Below are 14,692 nucleotides of genomic sequence, written 5' to 3'. Positions count from 1 at the left end.
TTTATTTCCATTTTTCAGGTTTAAACAATACTCTACCTCCTCTTTCTATAAGCCAGGAGGTAACGGGGTTTAAATGGTATCCTCCCATCTCGGCACCCCTTGCATCTATCAGCTGTTTCAAAAATGGCTGATAATAACCCGTATCGTCTACTGCCCTGCTCATGATTTCCGTGGGGCTGCCATCCCAATGCCATAAATAACGAAAATAAGTATGGGCTTTGTCCAAAACCGGCTCCTGCAATCTTGCATATTGCCAATGCTTTCCTCCATCTGTAGATATCTCCACTCTTTCAATTTTCCCTCTTCCACTCCAGGCAATACCCCTTATCTCTATCCAGCCCTTTTCTACCTCCTGAGGATAACTCGGATAGGTAATAATGCTACGGGCATCCATATCAAAACTAAATTGCCTGATCTTGTGATCCTTAATCGTTTCTGTATATTTTGAAGTTTCTTCACGGGTCATAAATGGCTGATCAGAAAGTTCAATTCTGCGGATCCATTTTACGTTCATATTTCCTTCCCAACCTGGCAGAAACAAACGCGCCGGATACCCCTGTTCAGGCCTGATAGCCTCCCCATTTTGCCCATATGCAATCATGGCATCCTTCCATCCTTTCTCAACCGGAATACTTCTGGTCATCACAGCAGCATCGCTACCTTCTGCCAAAAACCAGGTTGCTTTTGGGCTAACTCCTACTTCGCGAAACAGGGTAGATAGCATTACTCCTGTCCATTCACTCTGACTCGTTAAACCACAGATTTCCTGTGGTGTCATCGTTTCTTTACCGGATCTGAAATTGCCCGAACATTCAATAAATGCAATCCGGCTAATAGCCGGAAAACGCTTTAAATCCTTAAGTTTAAAAATCATTGGACGTTCAACCATTCCGTGAATCAATAACTCATATTTGTCGGGATTTATAGCCGGAACGCCTGCATGACTTCTTTCAAAATGGAGATCAGAAGGGGTAATAATTCCATACAAATCCTGTAACGGCGTTCTTCCTGAAATATCGGAAGCCTTCTTTGATGGTTGTTCAAATGGCGAGCGGGTTCCAACTTTACCGGGCGGAGTTCCCTGAATTTTAGTGGGATCGTCGTTGGTTGGCTGTTCTGTAGCCGGAAGATTTACTTTTCCTACAAAAGCAGCAGTTGCTGAAATAGCAGCTGCCTTTATCATAGCCCTTCTTGGAAGTTTCTTTTCCTGATCCATATACGTTATTTTACTTCATTGCCTCCTTTTCTATCGTCATCTACATATAAATGCTTTGCTGGCATTACTATTTCAGGTAAGGTAACCTGGTTAATAATCTTTGTACTATCAATAATGTGATTACTGCAGAGTAAAAATGCTGTGAGATGATACACCTCTTCATTTGTTAATGAGCCAGGAGCATTGAATGGCATGGCTCTTCTGATATAATCAAAAATGGTTGTAGCATAAGGCCAGTAATTCCCTATGGTTTTTGATTTGGTTGTATCTCCAAAAGGAGCTACCAGTCTGTTTGCTGTTGGTTCAGTACCAGTAGGACCATGACACATGGCGCATTTGGCCAGATAAATTACTTTGCCGGTAGCGGCAATGCCACTACCAGCTGGTAATCCATGGCCATCGGGCCTGATTGAAATGTTTTGAGAGTCTATTTCAGCTTGTGAAGCTAACCGGCCAAACCCATATCGCTCCGGAAACTTTTCGTTATTTCCTTTACAGGCAACCAATAAAAACAGCATTCCAATAATAGAGATACTACGCAACATTACACTAATATTTTCCGGCTTGTAAAGCACTGGGAGAAAGCGCATACGGTTTCTCTATTCTGGCCAGTTCTACATACAGACTATTCTTATTTTCATCTTCACCCGTCAGAATTATATGTGACCCATCAAGTGTTTCATATTTTACAACAAACCGCTTTCTGATCTCACCTTTCGGAGCTTTGGCAAATTCTCTGGCTCTCCTTGCAGAATAGGCTTTTGGATCGATTTTATATTCTTCATCGCCAATATTCTTCCTGGCTTCAGCAGGGATCCAGTCTTTCTTCTCCTTAGCTGTTTCCTTTGCAGCAGCTTGTTCTGCAACTTCATCTACCGGAGCTCCTCCATCTCCGCCTACCCCGGCGGTACGGTTTCTGCGATCCGGTACCGGTTTATATTTATCTTCCAGATAAAGCACCTTATTTACCTCATCTGCATAGTAATGAAAGGCTCTTTGCCCTCCTGCCAAGCCGGTAATTTCAAAGGTCCGGTTTACATCTCTTTGCGGATCTCCTCCTCCATTAGATAAATCGAGTGAGTGAGGCTTATTCACTCTAAAGGTCAGTGTAGACCAGTTTTCAAAGGTTACTTCCTGCCATCTTACAGAATCCGTAGGATTGTAGGGAATAACCTCTCCGTTTAGCTTAAAGGTTGTAACTGCATAATTTCCTCTCAATTCTTTTACTCCGGCTACTGATGGCTGTTTATACGGATCATACAGGAAGTTGATCAATTGTAGATAAAACAGTACTCCCAGAAATAAGAATATGGTAAATGATTTGAGTGAAACACGTAAATATTTAATCCAGCTGTTAGACAAATCAGGATAGTAATTAACCGGTACAACATCTTTCTCCTGTACCAATAATTTCCAGACTTTAGGAATATCATTAACCAGCAGAAGCGCTGCCAGCAATACAAAATAGCTGCTGTAAACATGCACACCCCCATCGTAGGCAAAATTGACATATACAATATCGCCCAATGCACCCAAAAGCAAAATTGAGCCTAATGTTGTGGTTTTACGGAAGAAGAGTAAAGTACCAGCTGCCACTTCTACTACACCGGCAAAAACCTGGTACCAGGGCACAATGCCAATAGATAGCCAATAAAGTTTCTGGGCGGTAAGATCTCCAAAGTTGGTATTTAAGATTCCAAATGAAGGATATGGCATTTGCACCGGAAGAAGTTTTGTAAATCCAAAACCAATAATTCCTATACCAGCTCTGTATCTTACCACTACGCGTAACCAATACCAGGCACTATAATATTCGTTACGTGGTAATTTCCTGACTTTAACGATGAGTGTCCAGATAGCGGCCCCTGCTACTGCTATCAAAGCTGTAGTAATCCAGTTGGCATATCCCAACAGACTGCTGCCAAAGATTGTATTCCCAAGAAAGTTAATTCCTGAGCCAAATCTCGCTATATCATACAAGTCGCGGTAATTTAGCTTTAACCAATTCAATTGGGCCAATTGCTGGTACCATGCAACGGAATTAGGAATAGAAATAGCAATAAAAAAGATAAAGCCTATTCTAAATAAAATTAATTGCCAGTTCTTCCATACAGGGAGATTACCTTTTGTAGCTACTACGGTAGGTTGATGGTTCTGTATGCTTTCTTCAATAACTGGTTCATCTATTACTTGTGACATCTTAATAGATTTTAAAGTTTTAATTTTCTGTTTCTGCTTTTACCCCTGGCTTCTTCCAGCAAATACGCCTTGTTCAGTTTAGTTAATACTACCTGAATTGTATCGTTCGCCGGAGAAACTCCATTCAATATAATTGTAGATGAATCGGGGCGGAAGTAATGTAAGGTGAACTTATCTGATTGCAGACCAGGAAGGCGGTTCACTAAATGTAGGCTTTCCTCAGCCTCATCATTCTTATAAGTATAGTAATGCCTGCCGTTGGTTCCTTCTGTTTCGTATAATCGTTGCTGTGAGTTGGTTGTTACCAGATGCTCATTATTTGTATTAATTGGAGCAGGCAGATTGGTGAGAATACTTATTGTATTCCACTCTTCAAACACTACATTCCGCCATCTGACAGTATCGGATAAGGAGTATGATAATGTATCTCCATTTCTGATAAAGGTAGAAACGTTGTACAATCCGGCGGCGTCTTTCAGTCCTTTTACCGTCGGATACTGATAAGGATCAGATTTGGCGCTGATGCCTGTTTTCACTCCATATATCAATACAAAAAACAGAACAAATACTCCTTTCAAAACAATTCTGAGGATCCGACGATTATAAACCGGTTTAAATGTGCTAGCTTTTGCAGGTTGCTGAAATAGTATCAACCTGATTATTCTTTCCAAATCCGGACTGATAATCACAAGCGCATAAGTGATCAACAATAAACTATATACAACTTCACCACCTTCATAGGCAACATTGGAAACAAAGATGTTTCCGCAATACACAAGGATTATAAAAGCCGCAATACTGGCTGTTTTCCTATAAATCAGCAAACCCGCCAGAATAATTTCCACCAACCCCAGAAACAATTCATAGGATGGAACGATACCCAGACTTAATGAAAACAATTTCCACCTGTTAAATTCTCCATATGGGGTATTCAGACTACTGATAGATGGATAAGGAGATTGTAAAACAAAAAACTTCAGGAATCCATAAGTCAGCAAAGCCAATGCCACACGGTATCTTAAAATGGTTCTCAACCAATAGAACGCCTTATCATAATCATGAATAATAGTTCTTTTTGTGAATGTCCAGATTCCAACAATCAGAATGGATATCAGGAACAGAATTCCCCAATCTTCAAAGGTCGCAGGCCCCTTGCTGAATCTTGTTGTATAGTTAGCAAGATTGAAAATATCCTCATACTGAAGATGCAATAAATTGATTGAAAATAAAGTCTGATAAAACTTCCAATCCAGTGGCAACGCCTGCAGGAGGAAGTAGACAAATACTACTTTGAATAGTATTTTTTGATTATTACTCATAGTTGTAGCATTTAGCGAATGAATTATTCGTCGTATCCGGGATTCTGTTTCAGCAAATGATTAGACAATACGATTTCATTTGCAGGAATAGGAAATAAGTACAAGCGTTTATCCGTTACATTTAGTACGGCACCAGCACGGTCAGTACGTGCCAGATCGAACCATCTGTGGGGTTCCAGAGCAAACTCAATCCTTGTTTCATTTTCAATGGCAAGCAGTAAAGCCTCTTTATCCGTAGCTGTATTAGGTAACAGACCCGCTCTTTCGCGGATGGCGTTGAGATCCTCTCTTGCATCATCGAGTTTGTTTTGCTGTGCCAATGCTTCTGCACGTATCAGGTATAATTCTGCAATACGGATTACATAGCTGGGATCAACGGATGGACTACTTCTGTAATAGAGATTCCCATACCACAGTCCGGCAGATGTTTTAGCTACAAGTGCATTTCTGTTGCCACCAATCAGTGGATCATTAACCAATGCTATAAATGCGTCTGAAGGAGCCCATTGCCTGGTTCCACTGTTGACTGGCGGCTGCCATGAATTACGATGGCCATTGGTATAAGTAGCACTGTAAGAGAGTTCAAAAACAGATTCCTTAGTGGCCAATGTACTGGCAGGTGTAAAAAATGCGCTATAGGGATGAAGGAGCGAATAGGTCTTTTTATCGGCCAGTACTTTACCAGCATAATTAGCTGCCTGTACATAATCTTTCTGGTACAGATAATATCTGGCTTTTAATGCCCATGCAGTTTGTTGATTTGCTCTAACAGGATTAGGGCTTGCCGGAGGCAATAATAGGCTATCAGCAGCATTTAAATCTGTTAGTACCTGGGTATACACCTGCGCCTGGGTGCTATTTTTTAAATCACTCTTGTCTGATGCACTTAAGGTGGGGGTTAAAGTAATCTGAACGTTACCCCAGGTGCGTGCCAGATCGAAGTAGCACAAAGCCCTGATGAAATATGCCTCACCGATGATCTGCTTGCGGTCTGCAGCGGAAAATGTAGCATCCTGTACAAGTGGCACTTTGGTGATTACATGATTAGCTGCATTGATTGTTGCATAAATAGCGGTCCATACACTTTGCAGATTGCCATTGTCTGCATTTATTTTATGCGTGATGAACTGTTGAATAACAGACTGAGAACCTGTCCACTGAACATTATCTCCCGGCAGATAACCAAAGGTCTGAAACAAAGTGCCGTAATAACTATCGGCAGCCAACTTCCTATATACCCCTCTCAGAGCAGTATTGGCGGAGGTTTTGTCTACGATCGTCAGTTCATCTGAAACAGCATCTCTAGGTTGAACATCCAGAAATTTCTGGCAGGCCGATAGTGCACTAAAACCAACAATAAGCAGATATTTCCAATATATTTTCATAATGGATTATTTAATTTTTAAAGCGTAACATTTACTCCGAACTGAACACTGCGTGGTTGGGGTGGTGTACCCAAATCGAGGCCCTGAACGGTTTGCAGTCCAGTAACATTCGACTCAGGGTCCAGACCTGTATATTTAGTCAGCAACCAAAGATTACTACCGATAAAGTATACACGCAGTTGTTGAATCTTCCATTTTTCGGTGATTGACTTAGGAATGGTATATCCAAGTGTGAGGGATTTCAGACGAACGAAAGATCCATCTTCCAGGAAACGGCTGTTTTGATCAATTGTATAGTTTAACCCGTAGGCAGTAAGGCGGGGAACATCAGTTATATCGTTGGGCTTCTGCCAGCGATTGAGCTGATTGGCAAACAAAACACGGTTGGCATCTCTGGTTCCCCCACCCTCTCCGAAGAATCGGTTCAGGTTATATATCTCATTGCCATACTGGAATGTAAATAATACGCTGAGATCAAATCCATTCCAGGTAACTGTATTGCTCAATCCACCGTAAAAATCAGGCATTGCATTACCCATAACCTGACGGGCAGATACAGGAAGCTTGCCATCTTTAGCCCCTTCAAAAATTACGTTACCTGTTTGAGGATCTACCCCTATCTGCTTGTACAGCCAGAATGAATACATTGGAGATCCTTCCTGCATAATGATCCAATCTCTGTTGTATTGGTAAATTGGTGTTGGTAGTTTTTCAATTCTGTTCTTATTTCCTGCAATGTTGAAACTGGTGGTCCATGTACTATGTGGAGTTGAAATATTGATTGTATTGATGCCTATTTCATAACCCTTATTACTTATTTCTCCGACATTGCTATAATAGGATGAGAAGCCAGTTACACCGGCTTTGGGGAGTTGAAGTAATAAATTGCTGGTATATTTTCTATAGAAATCAGCCGTCAGATTTATTCTGCCATTTAACAGTCCAAGGTCAATACCCAGATTAGACTGACTGGTTCTTTCCCATTGCAGTTCCTGGTTTGGCAGTTGTAAGGGAGTTGTACCGGGTTGGTCGCCACTTGAGTTATCAGGATATCCTGAGCCACCAGACCAAAGGCCTTTAGCAGCGAAGTTGCTGATACCTGACTGGTTTCCGGTAACTCCATAACTTAAACGAAGTTTGAGGTCGCTAATTCCTTTTACCTGTTTCAGGAAATTCTCCTCTTTAAGACGCCAGGAACCACTTATGGATGGGAAATACCCCCATTTCACATTATCTCCGAATTTTGAGGAGCCATCTGCCCTTACACTGGCACCCAAATAATACTTACCATCATAGTTATAATCAATCCTGGAAAAAAAGGAAGCCAGATTGTTCCTGGTCCAGGTTTGTGAAGAAGTGCGGGTAGCAGCCGAAGAAATTAGTTTATAGGCATTATTGGGAAATCCTGATCCTTGCGCCGAGGTGAGGGTTTCAGTATTACTTTGTAAGGTATTTCCTACCAAAATTCCCAGGGAATGCTTTGTAGCTATCTGTTTTCTCCAGGTTAAGGTTTGTTCATTAATCCAGGAGGTATTCTGAGTAATGGCAGAAGTGGCTAATCCATTGGTTGTACCACCACCCAGCTGAGTCAGATTATTCCAGTATTCTGATTCATTGTAATTGTTATAGTCAATACTGATCTGACTATGAAACTTAAGGTCGGGAAGTATTTCCGCATCCAGGAAGAGATTTCCGATATAACGCAAACTGGTCGTATGTACATCATAGTTATCGATCAGTACCCGAACATTGTCGAACCCTGCCCATCTGGCTGGAGTGCCATCTGCATTATTTTCGGGAAGATAGGTTGGAGTATGTAAAGCAGCCTGTAATAATCCACCCTGCGGGCCATCGCCAGATCTGCCCTGGCTTCTCAAGCTTCTTGAAAAACTATTACTACTTCCTAAGGTTATACGGTCGTTGATGCGCTGATCAATATTCAGTTTAAAACTTGCCCTTTCAAAACCAATTGGTCTTAGAATCGCATCCTGTTTTGAGTACCCTCCACCGAAATAATAACGGGTATCGCGGTTACCACCGGCAAGAGATAAATTATAGTTTTGAAGCTCAGCAGTTCTGAAGATTTCGTGTAGGCGATCATATGTTTTTTGCTCGGAAGGTAATCCGCGAGGCGCAGGTTGAGTACCAGGTTGATCCGTTAAAGAACGAAAAGGAGGCAAAGCATATTTCTTAATACCGGCCTGGTCTCCTGCTGCCGTTGCATCTGCCAGTGAATTGGCATAAAACTCATTTATTAGAGTAGCATGTTCCGGTCCGGTGGTTAAATCCCATAATTTGGGGGCCCAGGAAGCACCGGAAGAAATATCGAGATTGAGTTTTGCCTTTGCATTATACTTTCCTCTTTTAGTAGTTACGATAACTACTCCATTTGCCCCTCTTGAACCATAAATGGCTGTAGCACTTGCATCCTTTAAGACCTCAATATTTTCGATATCTGAAGGGTTTAAGTCGGCCAGTGGAGAGGTTTGTCTTCCACCAGTATTTACGGTTTGCAGACTTGAATTATTAATAAAAACGCCATCGATAATATAGAGAGGATTGTTATCTGCATTAATAGAACTGGTGCCACGTACCCTCACAAATACGCCATCACCGGGTACCCCGGTATTTGAATTGATCTGAACACCGGCAGCCCGGCCCTGTAATTGAGCATCGAAGCTGGCAACGGGAACTGTTACAACTTCACTACCTTTTATGGATGCAATAGCACTGGTTAAATCCTTACGTTTCTGTGTTCCATATCCAACTACTACCACATCATTTAACTGTGTACTTAATTCTTCCAGACCAATATTTCCGAAATGGGCTTTATCGGCATAAAGCTCTTTTAACTTATAGCCCAAAGCTGAAATCTGATAAATAACCGGAACTTTCTGACCAGTAAGTAATGCGAATTCTCCATTGTTTCCCGTTAGTACTTCATGGGTAGTACCTTTGATATGTACTAAAGCTCCATTAATTGGTTGTTGAGTTTTAGCGTCAATAATTCTTCCGGATAAGGAGATATTATTTTGTACGACAGATTTTTTGGCCGGAGAAATAGTGTCTGATTGCCTGGCTGAATGGAGATTTTGTGCCATGGCAGTAGCCGACAGCAGCAGCCCATAGCTGCATGCAATAGCAATTTTCATTATCTTTACTTTGGTATGAAAAAAATGAGGCCGGTGTCCTGCATAGGCAGGTCACTGATAATTGTCCAAACAGCCTTGTTTACCTGCCGGAACTGCGCCAACAGTTCCGGTTTTCTTTTTTTAATAAAATAGTCAGGAACTTACCAACATCGTTGATAGCAAGGAACGCTCATGATAAGTATTGATGTATTCATGCGATTTAAATTTTCTTCGGTCGAGTGATCGCAACAAGCGAAATGTATTTTATGCGATTACAATATTACAATAATTTTCTAAAAGTCTATAATTTTAGTAGACTAATTAAAAAATATTCGCCAACCTTATGAGCATGAAGTTTGTTGAAGGTCATGAGATTGCTCATTTCAAAATAAAAAATCATGGCCACCACTGCTATAACACCAAACATCACTGCATTAGACCAACTTTGCATTAATACTATACGTTTCCTTTCAGTAGACGCTGTTGAGAAAGCCGACAGCGGGCATCCGGGTATGCCATTGGGAGCCGCACCGATGGCTTATGTATTATGGACAAAATTTCTCAGGCATGCCCCTGAAGATCCACATTGGTTCAACAGAGACCGTTTTGTATTATCGGCAGGCCATGGTTCCATGCTGTTATACAGTCTATTGTATCTAACAGGGTATGACTTATCGTTAGAAGATATACAACAGTTCAGACAATGGGGCAGTAAAACCCCCGGTCATCCGGAAAGAGGACATACACCAGGAGTAGAAGTTACTACCGGCCCATTGGGGCAAGGATTTGCCAACGGTGTTGGCCTGGCAATGGCAGAAGCCTATCTGGCAGCAAAGTATAACCGTCCGGGTGATCATGTAGTTGACCATTATACGTATGCCATTGTGAGTGATGGAGATCTGATGGAAGGTGTAGCTTCAGAAGCAGCATCTTTAGCTGGTCATCTGAGATTAGGAAAGCTAATTTATTTATATGATGATAATAAAATCACTTTAGCATCCTCCACTAATGTAACATTTACTGAAGACCATGCCATGCGCTTTCAATCCTACGGCTGGCATACACAACAGGTAGAAGATGGGAATGACCTGGCTGCGATTGAAGTGGCCATCAGAACTGCACAGGAAGAAAAAGACAGGCCATCACTTATCCTGGTTCGTACCCATATCGGATATGGATCTCCCAAACAAGACACCTGTGCAGCACATGGTTCTCCATTAGGGCCAGAAGCGGTTAAAGCAACAAAAGAAAAACTGGGATGGCCACTTTCTCCTGATTTTTTAGTTCCTGATGAAGCATTGCAACATTTTAGGGAAGCCGTTGAAAAAGGGAAGCAACAAGCGGCAAAATGGGAAGATCATATGGTTATCTATTCTCAAAAATACCCAGAACTTGCACATGAGTTAAGAGGATTAATTCACAACAGGTTGCCTAAAAACTGGGATGAAAAAATTCAATCATTCGAAGCAGATAGTAAAGGCATGGCCACTCGTGCCGCCTCCGGAAAAGTGATCCAGCAATTCTTTCATCACCTGCCCGGATTTATCGGGGGGTCAGCCGATCTGAATACCAGCACCAATACTGAAATGAAAGATGCAGGGAATTTCGAAAGTATTGTCATGAAGAAGGGCGATTTACAAGGAGCGGCAGCGGGAGTATGGGGCTACGACGGGCGAAACATACAATATGGCGTCAGAGAACATGCAATGGGAGCCATTTCCAATGGTTTAGCAGCACATGGCGGAATCATACCGTTTACTGCTACATTTCTGAATTTTGCGGATTACATGCGCCCTCCTATCCGGCTGGCCGCTTTAAGCAAGCTAAAAGTAATTTTTGTTTACACACATGATAGCGTTGCACTGGGAGAAGACGGACCTACCCATCAACCAGTCGAAATACTAGCGTCATTAAGAGCGATTCCCAATCTGGTAGTAATTCGGCCGGGCGATGCCAATGAAACCGCTGTTGCCTGGAAAATGGCTATAGAAATACCAGACAAGCCTGTTGCCTTAATATTCACCAGACAGCATGTACCAACATTAGACCGAACTAAGTATGCCAGTGCGGAAGGACTTAATTATGGAGGCTATATACTTTCGGATGCTCCAAAAGGAAAACCACAGCTTATATTAATAGCTACAGGTTCAGAAGTAGACCTGGCAGTAAATGCACAAGAAAGGCTCACTTCATTTAACATACCTACCAGGGTTGTTTCTATGCCAAGCTGGGAATTATTTGATGCCCAGACACAGGAATACAGGGATATGGTATTGCCACCAGATATACCTGCACGAATTTCTATTGAAGCCGGTATAGCACAGGGATGGGAGAAGTATACCGGTCAATACGGTGTTAATATTTCCATTGAGCATTTCGGAGCATCTGCTCCGGGCCCGGTAGTAATGCGGGAGTTTGGATTTACGGTAGATAATATATGCGAAAGGGCATTGGCATTATTAAAAATCTAGTTAATGCTTCCTATGAGCAAGTAATTCGTCTGTTAGTTCTGCAAGCCCTATTGTGCCTGCGGCGATAACTTCATCGCCAGCCCCGTAATAAATATATAAGGTATCTCCTTCCACGACTGAACCAGTAGGAAAGCAAACATTATCAACATCTCCCCTTATTTCCCAAATTTTTTGGGGTACAATAAGCGGATAAGGCAATCTGGCAATTTCCTTTCTTGGATCATTCAGATCGAGCAGGGCTGCACATCCGGAATAGACGTAACCATGTGATGTTTCATAAACACCGTGATAGATCAAAAGCCAGCCATGCGGTGTTTCAATAGGCGGACATCCACCACCCACATAGCTTTTTTCATGCGGGTATTTTGGTCTTAATAAAATATGTTCCTGAAAATGTGCAAAGTAGTCGTGCCAGAAATCCAGAGTGAGCTCAGATAAGTCATTCACCATTACAATCTGGATATCCGGCTTAATTCTATGGAGAATAACCAGTTTTCCATTTATTCTTCTTGGAAAGAAGATCAGGTCTTTATCCCAAAGTCTGGGATTCATCATATTAAAAAGAATATACTGCTCGTCTAACGGGCCATTTTTTTGTGCAAGTTCTCTGAAAGTATAAAAATCGATTTCAGCCACGATCACTCCTTTCTTATCAAAGTTGATCCCATCAGAGGAAGTGGCTAATGCTCCCTTGGCGCAAACTCCATCGAATGCAGTATAGGTAAGGTAATATTCTCCCTCGATGACAACTACTCTTGGATCTTCCAACCCTTTAGATTCATATTTAAATTCGGGAGCAAGCAAAGGCTTGTTTAGTCTGGTACCAACCTTTGTGGGAGCTGTCAGATCACAATAACCGATAGTAGAAAAATTCCCCTGACGAACAGCTCTATAGTAAAGAAAGATGCTGTTACCATGTTGAACCGTTGCTGGATTCAGGACACCCTCATTCTCAAAATCCAGTTTAGTGGGTTCCAGTAGGATTCCATGTTTTATTATCCGGATCATAAGCAGATTTCGATAAGAAAAGGTACGAATTTTATCGCTATTAAAAAGGCCATAAATGTCTCTTTTTAAATATTTTAATTGTGCCTCTTCACCCTCTCAGTACATTTTGTTGCCATTAATCCAACACAACATCCCGGGTTATCAACTTTCAAAATCAGAAAATGAGGATTAATTACAACTCTTTAATTATTGGAGTGGCACTAATGCTGAAGGCAAACTTCTCATTTAGCCAGCAACTGGATTATAAATCACTGGAATCATCTCTTCAACAGGCCGTTAAAAAAGTATCTGTCGCTACCGTTGGTGTTACTGAATATGATACGCTACATAACACCACAGAAGGGCCAACATTCAGCGCCGTAGTAATCAGTGCTGATGGTTATATACTAACTGCAGCACATGCTGCTGTTGCTAACCGCCGCTATCAGGTGGCATTTCCGGATGGAAAAATAGTTTATGCAACAGGTTTAGGCAGCATTAAGGATTTTTCTGTAGACGCTGCTGTAATTAAGATTTTGGAGCCTGGTAACTGGCCGCATGCAGAAATGGGCTGGTCGTCTGCTCTCACTCCATTTCAACCATGCTTTAGCTTGGGATACCCGGGAAATATGCCGCAAAACAAACTTCCGATCTTAAGATTTGGCTATATCACAGAGAGTAAACTTCACAAAGGTTTCATCAGCAATACCGCATTAATGGAACCAGGCGATTCGGGCGGACCTCTATTCGATATTAATGGACGGGTAATAGGGATCCACAGCCGTATTGACTTTTCCTTAGATGAGAATTTTGAAGTGCCGGTAGATAAATTCCGTTTATACTGGAATTACCTGATGGATAACAGAAGTTATTCTATGGCAGCCCAGGTACAGCCCCAGGAAATAGATCCAATGCCGGCATCCTACAAGGTAGCGCCAATACCAGCATTGGAAAATATGGCCAATAACTTTTCTTCACTCATATCAACACTCGAACCAACCTGCCTTGAACTAAGCAGTTCACTTGCCGGCCAGGAAAGCAGTGCCCTGGGAACATTGGTATCTTTGGATAACAGTACTTCCGGCAACAGTTATATCATTAGCAAAAGCTCGATAGTAGGAAACGATTCTGTTTTTGTTTCCTATAAGCATAAATCATATGCGGCAAAGGTTATTGCAAGAGATCCCCAGAGAGATCTTGTATTACTTGAAGTGGCTGTAAGGATTGACAACAGTATCAAATTAACACAGGAATCAACCGACAAAAAATTATTTACCGGAGCCGGTAAATTTCTGTTATCACCAGTTGCGGATGGCCCGGCATTATTCAGTGTTCTGGGTACTCCAACCGTAAGTTTTATTCCTCCCCGACTGGGTTCTTACATCGGTATAAGAGCAGAAGAGAAAGATCAATCACTATACATAGACAAAGTAGATGCAGGCAGTGAGGCAGAAACCTTAGGCATGAAAGCAGGAGACAGGATTATTAGTGTAAACGGACTTAATGTAAACACTAAAGAAGATTTTGATTGGGCAGTAGCCAATTGCCCTCCTAAAACAATACTTCGTCTTAAAGGGAAACGAAATAGTGGAGAAAGCTTTAAAAAGAATATCACCGTACAAAGCAAAGGTTTAATGACCGTAATTCAGGAGCATCCGGCAGAGAAATTTGAAGGCGGGTATAATAGCAGAAGATATGGATTCAGGAAAGTTTTTATTCATGATGCAAGACTATATCCTAATGAATGTGGAAGTCCGGTTTACGATACAGAAGGAAATTTTATGGGTATAAACATTGCCCGTGTTTCGAGAACCAGTTCATTGGCAATTCCAGCAGAAGAAGTAAGATTATTTCTTGAAGATGCATTGAAAAATCAGCATACTATATCAAAAAAATAAACCTGCATAATTGTCATTGCACCAACTCATCAGGGCTAGTCTAAAAGGCTGGCCCCTGATAGTTTAAATCGTTTCGTGCACTCTTG

9 protein-coding genes are annotated in these 14,692 nt (G+C 41.7%); 2 read left to right on the top strand and 7 right to left on the bottom strand.

What is annotated here, in order from left to right; genetic code table 11:
- Position 1: 1 nt before the first annotated feature.
- The 6 genes from soxC to DVR12_RS24685 are packed head-to-tail and all read right to left on the bottom strand — an operon-like array spanning position 2 to position 9,271.
- Positions 2 to 1,216: a sulfite dehydrogenase gene (gene soxC, locus DVR12_RS24710; protein WP_116978489.1), complete on the bottom strand. Its 1,215-nt coding sequence runs from the start codon at positions 1,214 to 1,216 to the stop codon at positions 2 to 4.
- Positions 1,217 to 1,221: 5 nt separating this feature from the next.
- On the bottom strand, positions 1,222 to 1,761 hold the full coding sequence (locus DVR12_RS24705) for a c-type cytochrome (RefSeq protein ID WP_233522460.1): 540 nt from the start codon (positions 1,759 to 1,761) through the stop codon (positions 1,222 to 1,224).
- A 4-nt stretch (positions 1,762 to 1,765) separates the two neighbouring features.
- Positions 1,766 to 3,415, bottom strand: a complete 1,650-nt coding sequence (locus DVR12_RS24700) for a hypothetical protein (protein ID WP_199417200.1) — start codon at positions 3,413 to 3,415, stop codon at positions 1,766 to 1,768.
- An 11-nt stretch (positions 3,416 to 3,426) separates the two neighbouring features.
- Positions 3,427 to 4,734, bottom strand: coding sequence for a DoxX family protein (locus DVR12_RS24695; protein WP_116978487.1), 1,308 nt, complete (start codon positions 4,732 to 4,734; stop codon positions 3,427 to 3,429).
- 23 nt (positions 4,735 to 4,757) lie between these two features.
- Positions 4,758 to 6,119 (bottom strand): RagB/SusD family nutrient uptake outer membrane protein, encoded by a 1,362-nt coding sequence (locus tag DVR12_RS24690; RefSeq protein ID WP_116978486.1) that lies wholly within the window; start codon positions 6,117 to 6,119, stop codon positions 4,758 to 4,760.
- Between the two features lie 17 nt (positions 6,120 to 6,136).
- Positions 6,137 to 9,271 carry a SusC/RagA family TonB-linked outer membrane protein gene (locus DVR12_RS24685; protein ID WP_199417199.1) on the bottom strand — a complete coding sequence of 1,045 codons (3,135 nt, stop codon included), beginning with the start codon at positions 9,269 to 9,271 and terminating at the stop codon, positions 6,137 to 6,139.
- A gap of 377 nt (positions 9,272 to 9,648) precedes the next feature.
- On the opposite strand from DVR12_RS24685, the gene tkt reads away from it, so the two are divergent.
- The gene (gene tkt, locus DVR12_RS24680) at positions 9,649 to 11,721 is read left to right on the top strand and encodes a transketolase (protein ID WP_116978485.1); all 2,073 of its coding nucleotides are present in this window, start codon (positions 9,649 to 9,651) and stop codon (positions 11,719 to 11,721) included.
- Here the strand turns inward: tkt and DVR12_RS24675 are convergent, their stop codons facing one another.
- Positions 11,722 to 12,729, bottom strand: coding sequence for a glycoside hydrolase family 130 protein (locus tag DVR12_RS24675; RefSeq protein WP_116978484.1), 1,008 nt, complete (start codon positions 12,727 to 12,729; stop codon positions 11,722 to 11,724).
- Between the two features lie 161 nt (positions 12,730 to 12,890).
- On the opposite strand from DVR12_RS24675, the gene DVR12_RS24670 reads away from it, so the two are divergent.
- A complete protein-coding gene (locus DVR12_RS24670; protein ID WP_116978483.1) occupies positions 12,891 to 14,606 on the top strand; it encodes a trypsin-like peptidase domain-containing protein in 1,716 nt (571 codons plus the stop codon).
- Positions 14,607 to 14,692: the final 86 nt, after the last annotated feature.

Origin of the sequence: Chitinophaga silvatica (genome assembly GCF_003419895.1) — a bacterium.
GTDB classification, from domain to species: domain Bacteria; phylum Bacteroidota; class Bacteroidia; order Chitinophagales; family Chitinophagaceae; genus Chitinophaga; species Chitinophaga silvatica.
Note: the sequence above shows the minus strand (reverse complement) of the source record. Positions and strands in the feature narration are given on the sequence as shown.